The sequence below is a fragment of the Streptomyces sp. NPDC039424 genome, from assembly GCF_055639495.1.
On sequence record NZ_JBVKAI010000002.1, the window covers coordinates 252592 to 272368 of the forward strand.

At 71.9% G+C, this 19777-nt stretch carries 18 protein-coding genes and 1 pseudogene; 8 read left to right on the top strand and 11 right to left on the bottom strand.

Annotated elements, in window-relative coordinates; all coding sequences use genetic code 11:
• Nucleotides 1–17: 17 nt before the first annotated feature.
• Genes ACZ7L0_RS05980 through ACZ7L0_RS05990 form a run of 3 tightly spaced genes read left to right on the top strand, consistent with a single transcriptional unit; the run spans nucleotide 18 to nucleotide 3564 of the window.
• Nucleotides 18–839, top strand: a complete 822-nt coding sequence (locus ACZ7L0_RS05980) for a hypothetical protein (protein ID WP_471241195.1) — start codon at nucleotides 18–20, stop codon at nucleotides 837–839.
• A gap of 17 nt (nucleotides 840–856) precedes the next feature.
• Nucleotides 857–2797: a fumarate reductase/succinate dehydrogenase flavoprotein subunit gene (locus ACZ7L0_RS05985; protein ID WP_471241196.1), complete on the top strand. Its 1941-nt coding sequence runs from the start codon at nucleotides 857–859 to the stop codon at nucleotides 2795–2797.
• Entirely contained in the window at nucleotides 2794–3564 is a 771-nt protein-coding gene (locus ACZ7L0_RS05990; protein WP_471241197.1) for a succinate dehydrogenase/fumarate reductase iron-sulfur subunit, read from the top strand. Before ACZ7L0_RS05985 ends, ACZ7L0_RS05990 begins: the two co-directional genes overlap by 4 nt.
• On the opposite strand, the gene ACZ7L0_RS05995 is transcribed toward ACZ7L0_RS05990, so the two are convergent.
• Nucleotides 3545–3859, bottom strand: a complete 315-nt coding sequence (locus tag ACZ7L0_RS05995; protein ID WP_471241198.1) for a hypothetical protein — start codon at nucleotides 3857–3859, stop codon at nucleotides 3545–3547. The genes ACZ7L0_RS05990 and ACZ7L0_RS05995 overlap by 20 nt on opposite strands.
• A 51-nt stretch (nucleotides 3860–3910) precedes the next feature.
• Nucleotides 3911–5023, bottom strand: coding sequence for a glycoside hydrolase family 18 protein (locus tag ACZ7L0_RS06000; RefSeq protein ID WP_471241199.1), 1113 nt, complete (start codon nucleotides 5021–5023; stop codon nucleotides 3911–3913).
• Nucleotides 5024–5226: 203 nt separating this feature from the next.
• Between ACZ7L0_RS06000 and ACZ7L0_RS06005 the strand changes: the two genes are divergently transcribed.
• Nucleotides 5227–6678, top strand: a complete 1452-nt coding sequence (locus tag ACZ7L0_RS06005; RefSeq protein ID WP_471241596.1) for a hypothetical protein — start codon at nucleotides 5227–5229, stop codon at nucleotides 6676–6678.
• 6 nt (nucleotides 6679–6684) lie between these two features.
• Here ACZ7L0_RS06005 and ACZ7L0_RS06010 read toward each other — a convergent pair whose 3' ends face one another.
• From ACZ7L0_RS06010 to ACZ7L0_RS06035, 6 genes are all read right to left on the bottom strand, one after another.
• Nucleotides 6685–9270, bottom strand: coding sequence for a SpoIIE family protein phosphatase (locus ACZ7L0_RS06010; protein ID WP_471241200.1), 2586 nt, complete (start codon nucleotides 9268–9270; stop codon nucleotides 6685–6687).
• A 258-nt stretch (nucleotides 9271–9528) separates the two neighbouring features.
• Nucleotides 9529–9957 (bottom strand): ATP-binding protein, encoded by a 429-nt coding sequence (locus ACZ7L0_RS06015; RefSeq protein WP_471241201.1) that lies wholly within the window; start codon nucleotides 9955–9957, stop codon nucleotides 9529–9531.
• 118 nt (nucleotides 9958–10075) lie between these two features.
• Nucleotides 10076–10474, bottom strand: a complete 399-nt coding sequence (locus ACZ7L0_RS06020) for a (deoxy)nucleoside triphosphate pyrophosphohydrolase (protein WP_471241202.1) — start codon at nucleotides 10472–10474, stop codon at nucleotides 10076–10078.
• A 34-nt stretch (nucleotides 10475–10508) separates the two neighbouring features.
• Nucleotides 10509–10706 (bottom strand): SPOR domain-containing protein, encoded by a 198-nt coding sequence (locus tag ACZ7L0_RS06025; protein ID WP_471241203.1) that lies wholly within the window; start codon nucleotides 10704–10706, stop codon nucleotides 10509–10511.
• Nucleotides 10707–11040: 334 nt separating this feature from the next.
• The gene (locus ACZ7L0_RS06030; protein ID WP_471241204.1) at nucleotides 11041–11793 is read right to left on the bottom strand and encodes a GntR family transcriptional regulator; all 753 of its coding nucleotides are present in this window, start codon (nucleotides 11791–11793) and stop codon (nucleotides 11041–11043) included.
• A 147-nt stretch (nucleotides 11794–11940) separates the two neighbouring features.
• Nucleotides 11941–13122 carry a DUF4190 domain-containing protein gene (locus ACZ7L0_RS06035; protein WP_471241205.1) on the bottom strand — a complete coding sequence of 394 codons (1182 nt, stop codon included), beginning with the start codon at nucleotides 13120–13122 and terminating at the stop codon, nucleotides 11941–11943.
• 113 nt (nucleotides 13123–13235) lie between these two features.
• Here ACZ7L0_RS06035 and ACZ7L0_RS06040 point away from each other — a divergent pair, with 113 nt between their 5' ends.
• The 3 genes and pseudogenes from ACZ7L0_RS06040 to ACZ7L0_RS06050 form a co-directional block, all read left to right on the top strand.
• Complete coding sequence (locus tag ACZ7L0_RS06040) at nucleotides 13236–14507, top strand: serpin family protein (protein ID WP_471241206.1); 1272 nt, start codon at nucleotides 13236–13238, stop codon at nucleotides 14505–14507.
• Nucleotides 14504–15709, top strand: coding sequence for a serpin family protein (locus tag ACZ7L0_RS06045; protein ID WP_471241207.1), 1206 nt, complete (start codon nucleotides 14504–14506; stop codon nucleotides 15707–15709). The genes ACZ7L0_RS06040 and ACZ7L0_RS06045 overlap by 4 nt, the downstream gene beginning before the upstream one ends.
• A gap of 82 nt (nucleotides 15710–15791) precedes the next feature.
• Nucleotides 15792–15975: pseudogene (locus ACZ7L0_RS06050) on the top strand (type II toxin-antitoxin system RelE family toxin); the annotation flags it as partial.
• Between the two features lie 134 nt (nucleotides 15976–16109).
• Here the strand turns inward: ACZ7L0_RS06050 and ychF are convergent.
• Entirely contained in the window at nucleotides 16110–17198 is a 1089-nt protein-coding gene (gene ychF / locus ACZ7L0_RS06055; protein ID WP_471241208.1) for a redox-regulated ATPase YchF, read from the bottom strand.
• A 187-nt stretch (nucleotides 17199–17385) separates the two neighbouring features.
• Here ychF and ACZ7L0_RS06060 point away from each other — a divergent pair, with 187 nt between their 5' ends.
• Nucleotides 17386–17922 (top strand): DUF6542 domain-containing protein, encoded by a 537-nt coding sequence (locus ACZ7L0_RS06060; protein WP_471241209.1) that lies wholly within the window; start codon nucleotides 17386–17388, stop codon nucleotides 17920–17922.
• 35 nt (nucleotides 17923–17957) lie between these two features.
• On the opposite strand, the gene ppgK is transcribed toward ACZ7L0_RS06060, so the two are convergent.
• Together ppgK and ACZ7L0_RS06070 are read right to left on the bottom strand one after the other, a co-directional pair.
• On the bottom strand, nucleotides 17958–18704 hold the full coding sequence (gene ppgK / locus ACZ7L0_RS06065) for a polyphosphate--glucose phosphotransferase (protein WP_471241210.1): 747 nt from the start codon (nucleotides 18702–18704) through the stop codon (nucleotides 17958–17960).
• Between the two features lie 52 nt (nucleotides 18705–18756).
• Nucleotides 18757–19773 carry a 4-hydroxy-3-methylbut-2-enyl diphosphate reductase gene (locus tag ACZ7L0_RS06070; protein ID WP_471241211.1) on the bottom strand — a complete coding sequence of 339 codons (1017 nt, stop codon included), beginning with the start codon at nucleotides 19771–19773 and terminating at the stop codon, nucleotides 18757–18759.
• Between the last annotated feature and the right edge of the window lie 4 nt (nucleotides 19774–19777).

The following is a 19777-nucleotide window of genomic DNA, read 5'->3' on the forward strand; positions in this document are numbered from 1 at the left end:
CCGACCGGAGTCCTGAGTTGGCCACTGGTACGGAACCACATCCGAACAGCGGCGGCGTACGAACCGGTACACGCGCCGCGATCACCGCCCCGCACCTGCGGACCGACCGCTGGTGGCTGGCCCCGGCCGTCACCGCGGCCGGTCTGCTGGCGTTCGTCGTCTACTCCACCTGGCGGGCCTTCGCCAACGCGGACTACTACACGGCGCCGTACGTCTCACCCTTCTACTCGCCCTGTCTGGCGGAGAACTGCCGGACCATGCGCGCGGGCCCGAACGCCGATCTCTTCGGGAGCTGGTGGGGCATCTCCCCCGCGATCATCATCCTGATCTTCCCGCTCGGCTTCCGGCTGACCTGCTACTACTACCGCAAGGCGTACTACCGCGGCTTCTGGGCGTCTCCGCCGGCCTGCGCGGTGGCCGAGCCGCACCGGACGTACACCGGCGAGACCCGCTTCCCGCTGGTCCTGCAGAACATCCACCGGTACTTCTTCTACGCCGCCGTGCCGGTCGCCGGGGTGCTCACCTACGACACCGTGCTGGCCTTCCGCGACGAGCACTACCGCTGGGGCCACATGGGCCTGGGCACCCTGGTGTTCCTGATCAACATCGTGCTGATCTGGGCGTACACGATCTCCTGCCACTCCTGCCGGCACATCGTCGGCGGCAAGCTCAAACACTTCTCCAGGCACCCCCTGCGCTACCGGATGTGGCAGTTCACGGGGCGGCTGAACGCCCACCACATGCTGCTGGCCTGGGCGTCCCTGGTGAGCGTGGCGCTCGCCGACTTCTACGTGTACCTGGTCGCGTCCGGTGTCTTCGACGATCCGCGGTTCTTCTAGATGAGTGGGGCTTTGTGATGTCCGTGGTCGAGCGTCAGGAGTGGGACGTCGTCGTGGTGGGCGCCGGCGGCGCCGGGCTGCGGGCCGCGATCGAGGCGCGGGAGCGGGGCGCCCGTACGGCGGTGATCTGCAAGTCGCTGTTCGGCAAGGCGCACACGGTGATGGCCGAGGGCGGCATCGCGGCGGCGATGGCCAACGTCAACGAGCACGACAACTGGCAGGTCCACTTCCGCGACACCATGCGCGGCGGGAAGTTCCTCAACCAGTGGCGGATGGCCGAGCTGCACGCCCAGGAGGCCCCGGAGCGGGTGTGGGAGCTGGAGACCTGGGGCGCCCTGTTCGACCGTACGAAGGACGGCCGGATCTCCCAGCGCAACTTCGGCGGCCACGAGTACCCGCGTCTCGCGCACGTCGGCGACCGTACGGGCCTGGAGCTGATCCGCACCCTCCAGCAGAAGATCGTCGCGCTCCAGCAGGAGGACGAGAAGGAGACCGGGGACTACGAGTCCCGGCTCAAGGTCTTCCAGGAGTGCACGGTGACGCGGGTCCTCAAGGACGGGGAACGCGTCTCCGGGGTCTTCGGCTACGAGCGCGAGTCCGGCCGCTTCTTCGTGCTGGAGGCGCCCGCCGTCGTGATCGCGACGGGCGGGATCGGCAAGTCCTTCAAGGTCACGTCGAACTCGTGGGAGTACACGGGCGACGGACACGCGCTGGCGCTGCTCGCCGGGGCACCGCTGCTGAACATGGAGTTCGTGCAGTTCCACCCGACGGGTATGGTCTGGCCGCCTTCGGTGAAGGGCATCCTGGTCACCGAGTCGGTGCGCGGCGACGGCGGGGTGCTCAGGAACTCCGAGGGCAAGCGGTTCATGTTCGACTACGTCCCGGACGTCTTCAAGGACAAGTACGCCGAGTCGGAGGACGAGGCGGACCGCTGGTACGAGGCCCCGGACGACAACCGGCGCCCCCCGGAGCTGCTCCCCCGCGACGAGGTCGCCCGCGCGATCAACTCCGAGGTCAAGGCGGGCCGCGGCTCGCCGCACGGCGGGGTCTTCCTGGACGTGTCGACGCGGATGCCCGCCGAGGTGATCCGCCGCCGGCTGCCCTCCATGTACCACCAGTTCAAGGAGCTGGCGGACGTCGACATCACGGCGGAGGCGATGGAGGTCGGGCCGACCTGCCACTACGTGATGGGCGGCATCGCGGTCGACTCCGACACGGCCGCCGCGCGCGGGGTGCCCGGCCTGTACGCGGCCGGGGAGGTCGCGGGCGGCATGCACGGCTCCAACCGGCTCGGCGGCAACTCGCTCTCCGACCTGCTGGTGTTCGGGCGCCGGGCGGGCCGGCACGCCGCTCAGTACGCGGCCGGGTCGGCGGCGGCCCGCCCGCCCGTGGACGACGTCCAGGTCGACATCGCGGCGGCGGAGGCGCTGCGGCCCTTCTCGGCCGAGGCCGAGATCGAGGAGCCGGCCGGCGGATCGCCGGAGAACCCGTACACCCTCCACCAGGAACTGCAGCAGACCATGAACGACCTGGTCGGCATCATCCGCCGCGCGGGCGAGATGGACCAGGCGCTGAAGAAGCTCGCGGAGCTGCGCCTGCGCGCGCGGCGGGCCGGGGTCGAAGGGCACCGGCAGTTCAACCCCGGCTGGCACCTCGCCCTGGACCTCAGGAACATGCTGCTGGTCAGCGAGTGCGTGGCCCGGGCGGCGCTGGAGCGCACGGAGTCGCGCGGCGGGCACACCCGCGAGGACTTCCCGTCGATGGACCGCGCCTGGCGGCGGGTCAACCTGCTGTGCCGGCTCACCGACCCCACGGGCGGACCGGCGGCGACCGACCCGGTCCGCGGCCAGATCCAGCTCGTACGGGAGACCACCGAACCCATCCGCCCCGACCTGCTCGCCCTCTTCGCGAAGGAGGAGCTGGTCAAGTACCTCGCCGAAGAGGAGCTGTACGAGTGAGCAGCTACGAGGCCCGCTTCAAGGTGTGGCGGGGTGATGTGGGGGGCGGCGGCCTGGAGGACTTCAAGGTCGAGGTCAACGACGGCGAGGTGGTGCTCGACATCATCCACCGCCTCCAGGCCACCCAGGCGCCGGACCTGGCGGTGCGCTGGAACTGCAAGGCGGGCAAGTGCGGTTCGTGCTCCGCGGAGATCAACGGGCGTCCCCGGCTGCTGTGCATGACGCGCATGTCGGTGTTCGACCGCGAGGAGACGATCACCGTGACCCCGCTGCGCGCCTTCCCAGTGATCCGCGACCTGGTGACGGACGTCGGCTTCAACTACCAGAAGGCCAGGGAGGTCCCCGCCTTCGTCCCGCCGGCCTCTCTCGCGCCCGGCGAGTACCGCATGATGCAGGAGGACGTGGAGCGGTCGCAGGAGTTCCGCAAGTGCATCGAGTGCTTCCTGTGCCAGGACACCTGCCATGTGGTGCGCGACCACGAGGAGAACAAGACCGCGTTCGCCGGCCCGCGCTTCCTGATGCGGGTGGCGGAGCTGGACATGCATCCCCTGGACGCGGCCGAGGAGACGGGCCTGGACCGAGGGCGCACGGCCCAGGACGAGCACGGCCTCGGCTACTGCAACATCACCAAGTGCTGCACGGAGGTCTGCCCCGAGGGCATCAAGATCACGGACAACGCGCTCATCCCCCTGAAGGAACGCGCCGTCGACCGCAAGTACGACCCGCTGGTCTGGCTGGGGTCGAAGATCAGGAGGCGGAGTTCGTAGGGGGCAGTACGTGGGTACGGCCGGGGCGCTGGGCCAGCTTCGCAACGACCAGGCTCCCCATGAACACGAACCAGCCGATGAGCGGGAGCACGTCGAACCTGGCGGGGAACACGCCGAGGAACATCCACAGGGACGCCCCGGCCGCGCCCATCAGCTGGCCGTACCCCCACAGCTTCGGCCGCAGGATCCGGTGCCTGCCCAGCGGCACCACCCAGCCGGTGGTGACGCCCGCGATGCCGAACACCGCCATCAGCGTCACGAGCAGCGCGCCGATGACCACCAAGTAGATGTGCATGGCGATCACCGTCGCACGGCGGTCATGACCCGCACCAGGTACGGGAGCGGGTCATGACCGGGAGTTTGCCCAGTCCTTCCGGTACGCCGCCCAGTCGTCCTCCGTCGCCGCGAAGTCCACGTACAGGGCGACACCGAAGCGGGCGCGGTCGGCGTCGGTGCGGGAGAGACCCAGGCGGACACCCCGGACGGCGGCCGGCACGGTCTCGGCGTGATTCCAGTGGCCGAAACGGTTCTCGTGGTAGAAGGGCAGGCCCATCAGGAGGTCGGTGGACGCCGGGGTGACCTCCAGGGCCAGCGAGGTCTGCTGGGCGACATAGCCGCCGTACAGGCTCTGCAGCGGCTGCATGGTGTCGTACGACATGACGGCGATCTGGTCGACGCGGCGTGCCACCTCGCCGAAGTACGCCTGCGACCACCACTTGGGGTGGCCGGTGGTGGTGCCCCAGAAGGAGTGGAAGGCGGGCACCGGGTCGATCTGGTGGGCGGCGACGGAGAGCAGGGCGTGCCGGGCGCGGGTGACACGGCGCAGGTCGTCGAGGAGGCCAAGGTAGTCGCGGTTGCCGGAGTGGAGGGGCTCCAGGTCGAAGTGGGCGCCCTCGAAACCCGCGGCGAGGATCTCGCGGGTGGAGCGGACGACGGCGGCGCGGGTGGCCGCGCGCTCCAGGCGCAGGCCGTGGGGTGACTCGCTGGCCAGCACGTCGCCCAGCCAGGCCTGGACCCGGACGCCGGGGAGTTCCCGGTGGACGGCGGCTATCAGCCAACGCGCCTTGGGGTAGGCCGATTCCGGGAGGGTGCCGTCGTGCTCCAGGGGGCCGGAATGGACGTACAGGTCGCGGATGCCGGTGCCTCGCAGGCGGCGGGCGAGGACTTTGACGTCCTGGTCCTTCTTTCTGCCGTCCACCCAGGCGTGGCCGAGCCAGATGGCGTCCTTGTCCCGGGTGTACGTGCCGTCCGCCGGGTCACCGGTGTAGTTGATGCGGAGGGCCGTTTCGGCGGTGAGGAGGGGGAGGACGAACAGGAGGGTCAGGGCGAGGGCGATTCTCCTGACCCAGCGGCGGTAGGGCCTCGGCCTGGTCTTCGCCTCGGGTTCGGCCCGCGTGTCGGCGGGCCGCTCCTCGGCCTGGACCGGCGGTGTCCGGTCCTCCGTCGGTTCCGTGTCCATCCCCGTACCCCCTGTCCTGGTCGTCCCCGTCCCCCGACCGCCCGCCCCGGTCGCGGAGCCCGTTACCTGCCCATACGCTCCGAAATGTGACGTCAACCTTGATCCGGGGCCGGCCGCGGCACGCCACGTCGCACATAGCCGTGCGGGTGGCGCACGCCGTGCTGGGCGGTGCGGCCGGGGCCGTGTGGCTGGTGTTGCCGGGGATGACGATCAGCGCCGAAGATCCGGTTCCCGCCGCCCGCACCGGGCCGGTCGCGAGTGCCGCCGCGCCGGAGCGGGACGAGACCTCCCCCACCGATCTCCTGCTGCCGCTCGTGGCGGTGGGCGCGGCGGGGGTGCTGGCCGGATACGGGTACCTGCGGCGCACCCGGCGGGCCCGGACCCGTACGACGCCCGGGATGGTGTCGGTGCGGCCGCCCGTGGCGTCGGCGGCCGAGTTCGAGCGGCAGGCGCGCGCCGCGCTGGTCGTCGCGGACGACAGTGTGCGCACCAGCCGGGAGGAACTCGGCTTCGCCGAGGCGCTGTCCGGGGCGGAGGCGGTGGAGCCGTTCGTACGGGCGCTGCGGGCCGCGGAGACGGAACTGGCGGCCGCGTTCGCGATACGGCGGCGGTACGAGCAGGGCGTGCCGGAGGACGAAGCCGCCCGGCGGCAGGCGCTGGTGGGGGTCGTCGGGCGGTGCGCGGAGACCGGGCGGCGACTGGACACCGAGGCGCCCGGGTTCGACCGGCTGCGGGCACTGGAGCAGGGGGTGGATGAGGCGCTGGAGGTCGCGGAGGGGCGGTTCCGGGAACTGGCCGGGCGGACGGGCGGGGCGGCGGTGACCCTGGGCGGGCTGGGCGAGCGGTTCACCGCGTCGGCCGTGGAGCCGGTCACGGGGTATCTCGAACAGGCCAAGGACCGGCTGCTGTTCGCCACCGGTCACCTCAACGCCTGCCGCCAGGAGGCCGATTCGGGTGCCTACGAGTCGGCGGCCCGCCATCTGCGCGCCGCCGAGGGTGCCGTCGCCCAGGCCGACACCCTGGTCACCGGCGTGGAACGGCTCGCGGCCGAGGTGCGGGAGGCGGCGGCGCTGGTGCCGGCGGCGCTGACCGGCGCGGAGGCGGAGATCGCGGCGGCCCGTCAGGCGGGGCCGGCCGAGGTGCCCGTCGGCGAACTGCGGGCGCGGCTCGCCCGGGCCGACGGTGTGCTGAGCGCCGTACGGCAGGAGCTGACCGGGGGGACGTACGACCCGCAGGCCGCCCTGCGGCACATCGTTCGGGCCGTCGAGCCCTTGGGGGGCGGGCGTGCCGGGGTGGTGGCGGCGGCCGGGCGGCTGGCCGCCCGCAGTGCGGTCGGCGCCGCGGAGGACTTCATCGGCACGCACCGGGGGGCCGTCGGCGCCGAGGCCCGTACGTGGCTGGCCGAGGCCGTCCGGCTCCTGGGCGCGGGCACCCCGGGATCCGTCCTGGCCGCCGACCGGTTGGCCCGGGAGGCCCGGGACCTCGCCGAGCGCGACGTCCGCACCCACGGAACCTTCTACCCCGACGACCCCACGACCGGCCTCAGCGGCGCCGTCCTCGGCGGCGTCCTCCTCGCCGAGGAACCCGACGGCGGCCCTCCGGCGTGCTTCGGGGGCCCGGAGACACGGGGGCGCCGGAGTCTTACGAAGCCTTAGGGGGCGTCAGAACAGGCTCAGCAACGCCTCCGCCGGGTCCGTCAGGCCGTTCTCACCGCCGGGGAGGGGGAGTTCGAACCAGACCGTCTTGCCCCGGGGGGTGCGGCGGGAGCCCCAGGCCGCGCTGAGGAGACCGACCAGTTGCAGGCCCCGGCCGCCCTCGTCGGTGTCGCGCGCGCGGCGGCGGCGGGGCTGGACCAGGCCGGAGTCCCAGACCTCGCAGACCAGGGTGCGGTCCAGCAGCAGGCGCAGCCTTATCTCGCCCTCGCCGTACCGCAGGGCGTTGGTGACCAGCTCGCTGACCAGCAACTCCGTGGTGTCGACCAGGGGTTCCAGATCCCAGCTGAGCAGCTGGCCGCGCGCGTACTCGCGGGCGCGGCCCACGCTGCGCGGCTCCCGCGGCAGGGTCCAGTCGCCGACGGACTCGGCCGGCAGGCCCTGGACACGGGCCATCAGCAGCGCGATGTCGTCCTCGCCGTGGTGGGTGTCGAGGGTGTTGAGGACGTGGTCGCAGACGTCCTCCAGCGGCTGGGAGGGGTCGGTCAGCGCTCCCACGAAGGCCTGGAGGCCCTCGTCCAGGGGGTGGTCTCGGGACTCGACCAGTCCATCCGTGTAGAGCGCCAGCAGGGCGCCCTCGGGGAGATCGACCTCCACCTCCTCGAAGGGCTCGCCGCCCACGCCCAGCGGCATCCCGGGCGGCACGTCCAGCATCAGCGCCGGCTCGCCGGGTTCCACCAGCACCGGCGGCAGATGGCCGGCGTTGGCGAAGGTGCACCGCCTGGTCACCGAGTCGTAGACCGCGTAGACGCAGGTGGCGAGGTAGACCTCGGACAGGTCGGCGTCCCGGGGCTGGCGGGCCGTGCGGGTCGCCTGCTGGACACCGCCGGGGGTGCCGAGGCCGCGGGCGATCTCGTCCAGCGCGGCGAGGACCTCGGCCGGTTCGAGGTCGAGGAGGGCGAGGGTACGGACCGCGGTGCGGAGTTCGCCCATCGCGACCGCCGCGCGCAGGCCCCGGCCCATCACGTCCCCGACCACCAATGCGGTGCGGTGACCGGGCAGTTCTATGACGTCGAACCAGTCGCCGCCCACCTCCGTCGCCGCGTTGCCGGGCAGGTAGCGGCAGGCGATGTCCAGGCCGGAGGCCTCCGGGTCGCCGGGCGGGAGCAGGGAGCGTTGCAGTATCAGCGCGCGTTCGTGCTCGCGGCGGTAGAGGCGGGCGTTGTCGATGCACACCGCGGCCCGTGCCGCCAACTCGACCGCCAGATCCCGGTCACGTTCGCCGAACGGCTCGCTGCCCTTCGTACGGGCGAACTGCGCGAGCCCCACGACCGTGTCGTGGGCGACCATCGGGACGGCCAGCGTGGACTGGACGATGCCGCCCTCCTCGGCGGGGACGGTCTGCGGGCGGGCGGTGCGCAGGGCGTCCGCGCAGGGCGAGTTGAAGGGGTAGTGGTGGACCGCGCCGACCGCGACGGGGGTGCCGCCGCCGATGAAGGGCGCGTCGGAGACGGCGCTGGCGAAGGCGACGCGGCGCAGTTCCGCGCTGCCGTCGGCGAGTCCGGGCGGGCGTTCGTCGCCGGCCAGCAGGCCCTGGTAGAGGTCGACGGTGGCGAGGTCGCAGAAGCCGGGGACGACCACGTCGAGGAGTTCGCGGGCGGTGGTCTCGAGGTCGAGGGAGTTCCCTATGCGGGCGCCCGCCTCGTTGAGGAGGGCGAGATTGCGCCGTGCGGCGGCGGCTTCGCGGGCGGCGGCGCGGCGGGCGGTGATGTCGGTGCCGAGCCAGGCGACGCCGATCGGCCGGCCGCTGCCGCTGTGCACCCGGTAGAGGTTGACGGACCAGTGCCGGCGCTCCTCCGAGCCCGGCACGAAGCCCGTGACGTGCATGTCCGTGATGGAGTTGCCGTTCTCCAGGACCCGGCGCAGGGTGGCCGCGACCCGCTCGGCCTCGCCGCGCGGCAGATAGTCGTGGACCCCGAGGCCCCGGTGGTCGTCGGGGGTGCCGCCGAAGATGGAGGCGAACCGATGGTTGGCGCGGCGGACCCGCAGGTCGGTGTCGATCAGCAGGAAGCCGAACGGAGATTGACCGAATATCGCCTGCGAGGCGGCGAGATCGGTCTCGATGCTGCGCAGAGTACGGACGTCGACGACGATACAGACGGCGGCCTTGTCACCCTCCGCGGTGCGGGTCGGCATCACATAGACCTCGGCGAGGCCCTCCTGCCCGCGCTCCCCGTCCGCCGTGTCCGGCATCCGGAAGGGGACCACCCCGGTCCACTCCCGTCCGTCGAGGATCTCGGCCATCTTCCGCTGGCCGCGCTCGTGCAGATCGCGGTCGATGAAGGCCTCTATGGGGTCCATGCCGACGGCGCGCTCGGCGGGGATGCCGAAGAGCTGCTCGGCGCGCAGACTCCACTGGTCGACGAGTCCTCCGGCACTGATGGAGAAGGAAGCGACCTTGATGTAGTCGTAGATGGAGCCGGGCGGACTGCTCTGCCACATGGCGTCCCCGGGCGGCAGCTCGCCTGCGGCCTCCGCCCTCGCGCCGTCCGACGGGTCCTCGGACTCCGTGGCCTTCGCTGGTATCTCGCTCACGCGAACCGTCCCCTCCAGCTCACCGCGTCCGGCACCGGTCACCGGGGGCGGCTGCCCGCAGTATCCAGCACTACGGCGCCGCACAACACGGTGTTCACGATCACAGCACGTTCCCGGTGCTTTTCGGTCCCGGCCGCGACAACACTTCCAGTCTTCTAACCAGGGAACACGGCATCGAATCCCGCGCGACGACAACGGTCCCCGACCGGAACCGGTCCCTGGACAGCGCTGTCGGACATGTACAACGCGCGCCGGCGCTCAACCGGGCAAGGCGAGTTCGAACCAGACCGTCTTGCCGGCGGCCCCCGGCCGGGTGCCCCAGCGGCGCGAGGAACCGGCGACCAGTTGGAGACCGCGCCCGCTCTCCTCGTCGGGGCGGGGGGCGCGCTCGCGCGGCGGGTCCGGGAGCGGGTCGGAGACCTCCACCAGCAGGGTGTCGCCGAGTCCGGCGGGGCGCACCAGGCGTACGCCGATGGGGCCGGTGGCGTGCCGCAGGGAGTTCGTCACCAGCTCGCTGACCAGGAGGGCCGCGAGGTCGGCGAGGCTGTCGAGGCGCCAGTCGCGCAGTTGGTCGCGAACCGCTCCGCGGGCGGAGCGCACGGCGCCCGGCTCCGCGGGAAAGGTCCACTCGGCGCAGTCGCCTTCGGTGTCGAACACGCCGATCACTTCCCAGGCCAGCGAGCCCACCCATGTCCAGTTTCATGGGGTTAATGGGCACATACCCGATATCCGGGGGCGAGTACCGCCCTGGAGGGCGCGCAGTGACACGATCGGCGTACGCCCTGGATTCCGTGCGGTCCGGCCCTCAGCGGAGGTACGCGGTCACCTCTCGCACCGCCGGAACGTCCTGGTCGAGCCAGTCCACGTCCCAGACCTGGTCCGGCGTGAGCCAGCGCAGTCGGTCGTGGTCCTGGAGGGGCTCGGGGCCGGGGGAACCGGGGCGCGGGCGGGCGGTCCACACGCGCAGCACGTACGGCGGCCTCAGCGGCCACTCCCCCGGTACCCGCTCGACGACCTCGGCGTCGACGCCGAGTTCCTCGCGCAGCTCGCGCGCCAGGGCGTCCTCGGGCGACTCGCCGGGTTCCACCTTGCCGCCGGGCAGCTCCCAGCGGCCGGCCAGCTCGGGAGGCGCACTACGGCGCGCGGCGAGCAGGCGGCCGTCGTCGAGCAGGGCGGCTCCGACCACCACGATCCGTTCCGTCATGCGCCGGAGCCTACTGTCGGTGCCGGGCCGGGGTTCAGGCGCGCGAGCCGCTTCCGTTCTGGCCGATGCGCTCCACCCAGTAGATCTGCTTGTGTCCGCGGTCGTCGAGGCTGTCGGCGATCTTCTGCGCCTCGGCGCGGGTCGCGTACCGGCCCACGCGGTAGCGATTGCCGTTGTCGTCCTGCCGGATGACGAGCCAGGGCATCAGGACCGTGCCGTTGGCGTCGCTCATCGCTCCCCACCTCTTCTTCTTCCGGTCCTCGCCCGCCCGTCTCCCGTTCCCGGCCCCCGCCGTGCCCCGCCCGCTGAGGAAACCGCAGTCCGCATATGCCCGAGCGTACGCCTAACCTTCACGCAGCGAATACGGCTTTTCACCAAGAGGTACGCAACCGGCCAGAACGCAGGGGGCGCACGATGACGAGTGCGCCGTCCGTGCGCTTCGATGCATCGGATTGACGGCATGCCGGGCACACCGGGAGCCACCTGCGAAAACGGCCGGATTCCAACGGCTGGCGCGTGGGCGGGAATCGGGTGGATGAAAGAAGCAACTACCCCGGGGGTGTGCGCTACTTCACTGGGAGGTGGTACGCGACCCGGTAACGGTCGGCGGGGATCACCACGTCCGCGGTCTCGACCGGGCGGCCGGAGGCGTAGTACGTGCGCTGGACGACCACGACGACATGGCCCGGGACCCCGCCCAGGGTGAGCAACTCCTCGGCGAGGCCGGGGCGGGCGCCGACCTCCTCGGTGACGTTGTCGACGATGACGTCGATGGCGCGCATGCGCTCGACGACGCCCATGCCGCCGAGCGGGCCCTCCTCGGGCAGCATCACGGGCGTGCGGCCGGTGACCGCGAGAGGCTCCCAGGAGGTGGAGAGCGCCATCGGCTCGCCGGCGTCCCGGAAGACGTACTTGGTGCACATCACGCGGTCGCCCACCTGGACGCCGAGCCGCTCGGCGATGGCGCCGCTCGCCTCGGCCTGCTCGCTGCGGGACTCCCAGGTGCCGCGCGCGGCGGCGTCGGCCTGCTCCTGCCGGAACGGGGTGGCACCGGCGGGCGGCCGGAAGCCGGAGCGCGCGATGCGCCGGGGCACGGGCCGCTCGCGCACATACGTCCCGGAGCCGGAGCGGCCCTCGACCAGCCCCTCGGCCATGAGCACCTTGCGCGCCTCGAGGGCGACCGTGTCCGAGACGCCGTACTCCTCGCGGATCCTGGCCTGGGACGGGAGGCGGGTGTGGGGCGGCAGCCGACCGTCGACGATCTTTTTGCGGAGGTCACCCGCGACCCGCAGATACGCCGGCTGCTCACCGAAAGTCACAAGCGGCTCCCATCAGGTTGTACAGACAGCAACAGCGTGGCAACCCTGGGTTGTGCCGTGCAAGCAAAGGCCAGAGAATCACTCGATGTGATGACATCTGCATGGGGAGGGCTTTACGCAGGCAGTTTCTCCCCCTTATGGCCGCCCTCACACCTCCAGGCCGGTGTCGTCGGGGGACGGCGGGGTGGTGGTCAGCCCCAGAGCCTTGCGCGCGGTGACCGTCCGGTCCGGGTCGATGAGCTCGAAGCCCTTGTCGTAGTGCGTGTAGAAGCCGTCGGCGTCGGCTGACTTCGCGGCCTTCGCCCACTCCGCCCGGGCCTTGTCGAGGTCGTCGGCCAGCGCGGCGACCGGCTTCTTCGCGCCCGCCGGCCACGTGTGCCCGCGCAGCATCCCGGCCTGCTTGCCGAGGGCCGCCGTGACGCGCCCCGCCCAGGCCTTGTGGCCGGGCAGGTCGTCCTCGACGTACTCCGCGTCGGGCGCGGTGTCCATGGCCGCGTTGAGGACGTGCGCGGCTTTCAGATAGGCGACCTGGTCGGCGTCGAGGACGGTCTCGTCGTTGCGCAGCGAGCCGGTCAGCGCGGCACCCTCGTCGGTGCTGCCGAACACGCAGGTGACCTCGCGGTCGCCGACCGCCCAGCTGTCCCGGGTGGGGGTGAGGTAGTAGACGTCGACGTCGGCCGGAACGGCCCAGCCGTCCATCGCGTAGCCGTCCCGCAGGCCGTAACAGCGCTCGCCCGCCCGGTCCGTGATGGAGGCGTCGCCCGGATACGAGCCGCCGCCGCGCAGTCGGAAGGAGGCGAACACCTCGCCGTCGTGCTCCCCGGCGCAGGGCACCTTGTCGACGTCGTACGTCTCGCCCTCCAGTGAGCCGCCGGGCGCGTTGAAGCACTCGCCCTTGGCGAGGGTGATGCCCGCGCCGCCGCGCGCGCCCTCCCTGACGCCCTGCCAGAAGTCGGCCGCCCCGCCCGTGGCCAGTGCCACCCCCCACAGCGCGAGCCCGATCCCGGACAGCACACAGCCGGCGATCGCCATGCCCTTCCCGCGCTCGCCCCGCTTCCTGATCCGCGCCAGCGCGACCAGCCCCAGCACCAGCCCCACCCCCGGCAGGAAGCAGAGGATGCCCAGCACCAGGGCGGCGATGCCGAGCCCGTTCACCGGCGCCGGGCGGTTGTACGGGCTGTAGCCCTGCGTCCAGGGCTGGTACGGCGGCTGCCCGTAGGGGCCCTGGGGCTGCTGTCCGTAAGGTCCCTGAGGGTACGGCGAGTACGGCGAAGGCGGCGGGAAGGAGCCGTCGGGCCGCTGGGGGCCGGGGGGCGGAGGTATGGACACGGGTACCGTGCTCCTGGGGTTGGGGCGGCGGCAGTGCCGAACTGACGGCGAAACCGACGGTTGAACTGACGTACGACTGCGCGCATGGTAAGCGCGCTGCCGGTGGGGGTGGAATGCGGGTCGCGAAGGCGACGGTCCGGGCGGTGAACCGACTCACCGCCCGGTGGGCGGGGGCCGCGGACGGGGGCACGGTGTTCTCCGCGGCCGGGGTCTGGCCGCTGCTGGCCTTCCTGGCCGACGGGGCGGCGGGGGCGGCACGGGCCGAACTGGCGGAGGCCCTCGGGCTGCCCGCCGGACAGGCGGCGGCAGCGGCCCGGGAGTTGCTCGCCGCGATGGACGACATGCGCGGCCTGGACACGGCCGTGGGGCTGTGGACCCGGCGCACGCTGGAACTCCGCGAGGAATGGGCGGCCGGGCTGCCCACGGGCACGCACGGGGTGCTCACGGACGACCTCGGCGCCACGCGCAAGGCGCTGGACGCATGGGCGGCGCGGCGCACGGGGGGTCTCGTCGACCGTATGCCGGTCGGGCTGACGAAGGACACCGAGCTGGTGCTGGCGAGTGCGCTGGCGATGCGGACCGAGTGGCTGCGGCCCTTTCACGAAATACCGTTGGAGACCGCCCGCACGTCCTGGGGCGAGCCCCCGCGACTGGGCCTCTTCCGCTCGACCGCCGTGCTGGACCGGATCGGCGTCGCGGACACACCCGACGGCTTCGTCACCGAGCTGAAGGTCCTCGGCGACAACGCCCTCGACGTCCATCTGCTGCTGGGCGAGGAGCGGATGACGCCCGGACAGGTGCTGGGCGCGGGCGTGGACCTGCTGGCAGACCGGTCGGCGGTGGTGCCCGGGCCCCGGCTCCCGTACGGGGACGCGGGACCGGGCCTGAGCGTGGTCAGGGAACGCCGCGGGCGCCCGCAGCCGCCGTCGCTCGACGTGACGACGGTCGCCTTCGACCTGCGGGCCGACCACGACCTGCTGGCGCTGCACCGCCTGTTCGGGCTCACCACGGCACAGGACGCCCGGCAGGGCCACTTCCCGGGCGTCAGCGGCCACCCGCTGGCCATCGGCTCGGCCGAGCAGGCCACGACGGCCCGGTTCGGCGCGCTGGGCTTCCGGGCCGCCGCCGTGACGGCGTTCGGCGCGGTCGCGGGCGGCGTCCCGGATCTGCGCTTCGTGACGACGACGATCCGCGCACGCTTCGACCGTCCCTTCGGCTTCCTCGCCCTGCACCGGCACTCGCGGCTGGTGCTCGCGGCGGGCTGGGTGACGGATCCGCTGCCGTTTCCGGAGTGGAGTGACGACGAGTGGGGTGACCACGACTCGGGGGACCGCGAGTCGGGGGACGACGAATTGGGGGACGACAAGTTGGGGGACGACAAGTGACTGGGACGACGGCGGTACGCGCGGTCAACGCGCTGACCGCGCGCTGGGCGTGGGCCGCGGAGGGCGGCACGGGCGGCACGGTGTTCTCGGCGGCCGGGGTCTGGCCGCTGCTGGCCTTCCTGGCCGACGGGGCGGCCGGCCCGGCCCGGGCGGAGCTGGCGGACGCCCTGGGGCTGCCCGCCGAGCAGGCGGCGGGAGCGGCCCGGGAGTTACTGGCCGGAATGAGTGCGATACCCGGGCTGGATGCCGCCCTCGGCCTGTGGACGGACCGGGCGCTCCCCCTGCGGGAGGAGTGGCGGGCGGGGCTGCCGGCCGAGACGCACGGGGTGCTGAGCGGCGATCTCATCACCGACCAGGAGGCGTTGAACGCCTGGGCGGCGAAGCACACCGGCGGCCTCGTCGAGCGCATGCCGGTCACACTGAACCGGGACGCCCGGATGGTCCTCGCCACTGCCCTGGCGCTGCGCACCGACTGGCCGCGCCCCTTCAGCGAGCGGATGCTGAGCCCGGATGCCGGACCGTGGCGGGGCCGTACGCTGCTGGGGCTGCACCGCAGGGGTGTCCGGCCGGACCGGGTCGGGGTGGCGAACACCCCCGACGGATTCGTCACGGCCCTGAAGGTGCCCGGCGACAACGGCCTCGACGTCCACCTCGTCCTCGGCGAGGAGCGGATGACGCCCGGGCAGGTGCTGGGCGCGGGCGTGGCCGTCGTGGAGCGCGGGCTGGCGCCGACCGGGGGCGGGCAGCTGCCGTACGGGCACGTGGGGCCCGGACTCTACGTCGAGCGGGAGCCGTCCGTCTCCCCGGAGCCGGTGACGCTCGACGTGACGACCGTGGCGTACGACGTACGGGCGGACCACGATCTGCTGGCGCTGGACCGCCTGTTCGGCCTCACGACGGCACGCGACCTCCGGCAGAGCCACTTCCCCGGCATGAGCACCGCCCCGCTCGCCATCGGGGCGGCCCGCCAGTCGACGGTCGCCCAGTTCGGCGCCCTGGGCTTCCGCGCCGCCTCTGTCTCGGCCGTGATGGCCGCGCCGGGCTCCGTCCCCCAGTACCGCCACGAAACCACCGTCGTCCGCGCCGTCTTCGACCGCCCCTTCGGCTTCCTCGCCACGGACCGCGGCACGGGGCTGGTCCTGGTGGCCGGATGGGTCACGGAGCCCAGGGTGTACGACCGGGCCGTCGGGGGCGGATTCTGAGCAAGGGGCCGGACGCTGGATGCGCCGGCCCCTGTCCGTGACGTGCCGAACCGTACGACCGGCTCGGTCAGGACTGCACGGCATGGCCGAGCTGACCGAGCTGGAGACCGACCCTCTCGGCTTCAACACCACCGCACTCGTGTCCCAGCCCGAACGACGCCGTCTGCACGTCGGCGACTACCGCGTGGTCTACACGATCGACAAACGGGGAGCTGGTGGTCTGGGTCGTTCATGTGGGACACCGGTCCACCGTTCATGAGACCTGATTGCCGCTGAGCCCACCTCAGAATATCCAGCACCCATCCAGCACGGTGACGACGAAGGAGGCGGACTCGATAGCGTCCGCCCCCTTCTGAGCTGCAGGTTTGCCACGTCAGTGACGTGGTGTTATTTCATCCGCTCAGACGTTGAAGCGGAACTCCACCACATCCCCGTCCTGCATCACATACTCCTTGCCCTCCATCCGCGCCTTGCCCTTGGCGCGGGCGTCGGCGACGGAGCCGGTCTCGACCAGGTCGTCGAAGGAGATGACCTCGGCCTTGATGAAGCCCTTCTGGAAGTCGGTGTGGATGACACCGGCGGCCTCGGGGGCGGTGGCGCCCTTCTTGATGGTCCAGGCGCGGGATTCCTTGGGGCCGGCGGTGAGGTAGGTCTGCAGGCCGAGGGTGCGGAAGCCGACGTGGGCGAGGGTGGCGAGGCCGGGCTCGTCCTGGCCGACGGACTGGAGGAGTTCCAGGGCCTCGTCCTCGTCGAGTTCGGCGAGGTCCGCTTCGAGCTTGGCGTTGAGGAAGATCGCCTCGGCGGGGGCGACGAGGGCGCGCTGCTCGTCCTTGAAGGCGTCGTCCGTCAGCTCGTCCTCGTCGACGTTGAAGACGTAGAGGAAGGGCTTGGTGGTGAGCAGGTGCAGGTCGTGCAGAAGCTCGGCGCGCTCGCTGCCCTGGACGATGCCCTGGGAGAAGAGGGTGTCGCCCTTGTCGAGGATCTCCTTGGCCTCCTCGACGGCCTTGACCTTCGGCGCCACGTCCTTCTTGATCCGCGACTCCTTCTGGAGGCGGGGCAGGACCTTCTCGATGGTCTGGAGGTCGGCGAGGATCAGCTCGGTGTTGATCGTCTCGATGTCGTCCTTGGGCGAGACCTTGCCGTCGACGTGGACGACGTTCTCGTCCTTGAAGGCGCGGATGACCTGGCAGATCGCGTCGGACTCACGGATGTTGGCCAGGAACTTGTTGCCCAGGCCCTCGCCCTCGGAGGCGCCGCGCACGATGCCAGCGATGTCGACGAAGTCGACGGTGGCCGGCAGGATCCGCTCCGACTTGAAGATCGAGGCCAGCTTGGCCAGACGGGGATCGGGGACGCCGACCACACCGACGTTGGGCTCGATCGTGGCGAACGGGTAGTTGGCCGCCAGCACGTCGTTCTTGGTCAGGGCGTTGAACAGGGTCGACTTGCCGACATTGGGCAGACCGACGATTCCGATCGTGAGCGACACGTTGCGACTTCCCGTACGTGAGAGGGCCAGAGGCTGCCAGGAGGTGAGGGGCCAGGGGACCGGCCGATCCACCAGTCTACGGCGTCCCCGATATGGGCCCGGCGGCCCTGGGGATTGCTGGGGCGAGCTCCGGCCAACGGCGTGTCTGATGACCCGTTCGGCACATAAACCAACCTAGGTTGGTCCAGTGGAGCAACACAGGACGCCACCCGAGCGACACGGACCGCGACGAGGTACACGACCGACGCCCCTGCCGCCGCAGGCCAGACGGCGCCCGGGGGACGAGCGACGGCCCGCCCCGGGGACGGCCCGGCCCGGCGCGGCGGCACGACGGCTGCCGAACCCCAGGCTCACCGGGTTGGGTGGGGGGCTGTTCGGCGCGGCGGCGATGTTCCTGCTGGGCTGCCTGGACCAGTTGCTGTTCGGGGCGTCCCTCACGATGTACGGCGTGCTGTTCCTGCCGGTGTGCGTGCTGACCGCGCTGTGGGTGCGCGAGGGCGACCTGCTGACCGCGCCCGTGGTCGCGCCGATCGCCTTCACCGTGGGCCTGGTCCCCGTGGCCGACAGCACCGGGGGCATGGGAGGCCGGGTCATGGGCCTGGTGACCGCGCTGGCCACACAGGCGGGGTGGCTGTACGGGGGGACGCTCGTCGCCGGTTCGATGGTGCTCGTACGGCGGGTGCAGCTGGTGCGCCGCCGGACGGCGCGGCGCCGGCCGGGCTGACCACCCGGACCGGCCACCCGTCGGCAGCGCCCGGACTACCCGTTCTTGGCCGCCCGCATCGCCGCCCCCACGATCCCCGCGTTGTTCTGCAGCTGCGCGGGGACGATCTCGGCCTTGATGCCCTCGATGAGGTGCAGGAACTTGCCCGCCTTGCGGCTCACTCCGCCGCCGATGATGAACAGCTCCGGGGAGAAGAGCATCTCGACGTGGGCGAGGTACTTCTGCACCCGGTGCGCCCACTGCTCCCAGGTGAGGTCGTGGTCCTCCTTGGCCTTGCTGGAGGCCCGCTTCTCCGCGTCGTGGCCGTGCAGTTCCAGATGGCCGAGCTCGGTGTTGGGGACGAGGGTGCCGTCCACGAAGACGGCGCTGCCGATGCCGGTGCCGAAGGTGAGCAGGATGACCGTGCCCCGGCGGCCCTGACCGGCGCCGAACTCCATCTCGGCGACGCCCGCCGCGTCCGCGTCGTTGACCACGGTCACCGGCAGGCCGCCCAGCCGTCCGCTGAACAACGCCCGCGCGTCCGTGTCGATCCAGCCGCTGTCGACGTTCGCCGCCGTACGCACCGTCGCCCCGCCCGTGACCACGCCCGGGAAGGTGAGCCCGACCGGGCCCGTCCAGCCGAAGTGCTCGACGACCTGCTTCACGCCGTCGGCCACCCCGTCCGGCGTCGCCGGGTGCGGGGTGAGCACCTTGCAGCGTTCCTGGGCCAGGTCCCCCCTCTCCAGGTCCACGGGAGCACCCTTGATCCCGGATCCGCCGATGTCCACACCGAAGATCTGCATGACTCCACGCTACGACGTACGACTGTCGGTCAGGTCCGGGAGGTAGCGCCGCTCACGCCTGGGGCGTACCCGAACCGCCCCGCTCGGCCACCAGCGCGGCGGCCTCCTCGCGCAGGTCGCGGCGGAGTTCCTTCGGCAGCGAGAAGGTGATGGACTCCTCGGCCGCCTTGACGATCTCCACGTCGCCGTAGCCGCGCTCGGCGAGCCACTCCAGGACCTCTTCGACCAGGACCTCGGGCACGGAGGCGCCGGAGGTGACGCCGACCGTGGTCACGTCCCGCAGCCAGGCCTCGTCGATCTCGCTGGCGAAGTCCACGAGGTAGGCCTCGCGGGCGCCGGCCAGCTTGGCGACCTCGACGAGCCGCTTGGAGTTGGAGGAGTTGCGGGAGCCGACCACGATCACCAGCTCGGCCTGGGCGCCCATCTGCTTCACGGCGAGCTGGCGGTTCTGCGTGGCGTAGCAGATGTCGTCGCTCGGCGGGGAGATGAGCTGCGGGAACTTCTCCTTCAGGGCGTCGACCGTCTCCATGGTCTCGTCGACGGAGAGCGTGGTCTGGGAGAGCCAGACGACCTTGGACGGGTCGCGGACCTCGACCTTGGCGACGTCCTCGGGGCCGTCGACCAGCTGGATGTGGTCGGGGGCCTCGCCGGAGGTGCCGATGACCTCCTCGTGGCCCTCGTGCCCGATCAGGAGGATGTCGAAGTCGTCGCCCGCGAACCGGACGGCTTCCTTGTGGACCTTGGTGACCAGGGGGCAGGTCGCGTCGATGGTGGCGAGCCGGCCGCGCGCGGCCTCCTCGTGGACGACGGGGGCGACGCCGTGCGCGGAGAACATCACGATGTTCCCCGGCGGCACCTCCTCCGTGCGCTCGACGAAGACGGCGCCCTTCTTCTCCAGGGTCTGCACGACGTACTTGTTGTGGACGATCTCGTGCCGGACGTAGACCGGGGCCCCGTACTGCTCCAGGGCCTTCTCGACGGCGATCACGGCGCGGTCCACACCCGCGCAGTAGCCCCGGGGGGCGGCGAGCAGGACACGGCGGCCAGGCGAAGCAGTCATGGCACCCATCGTA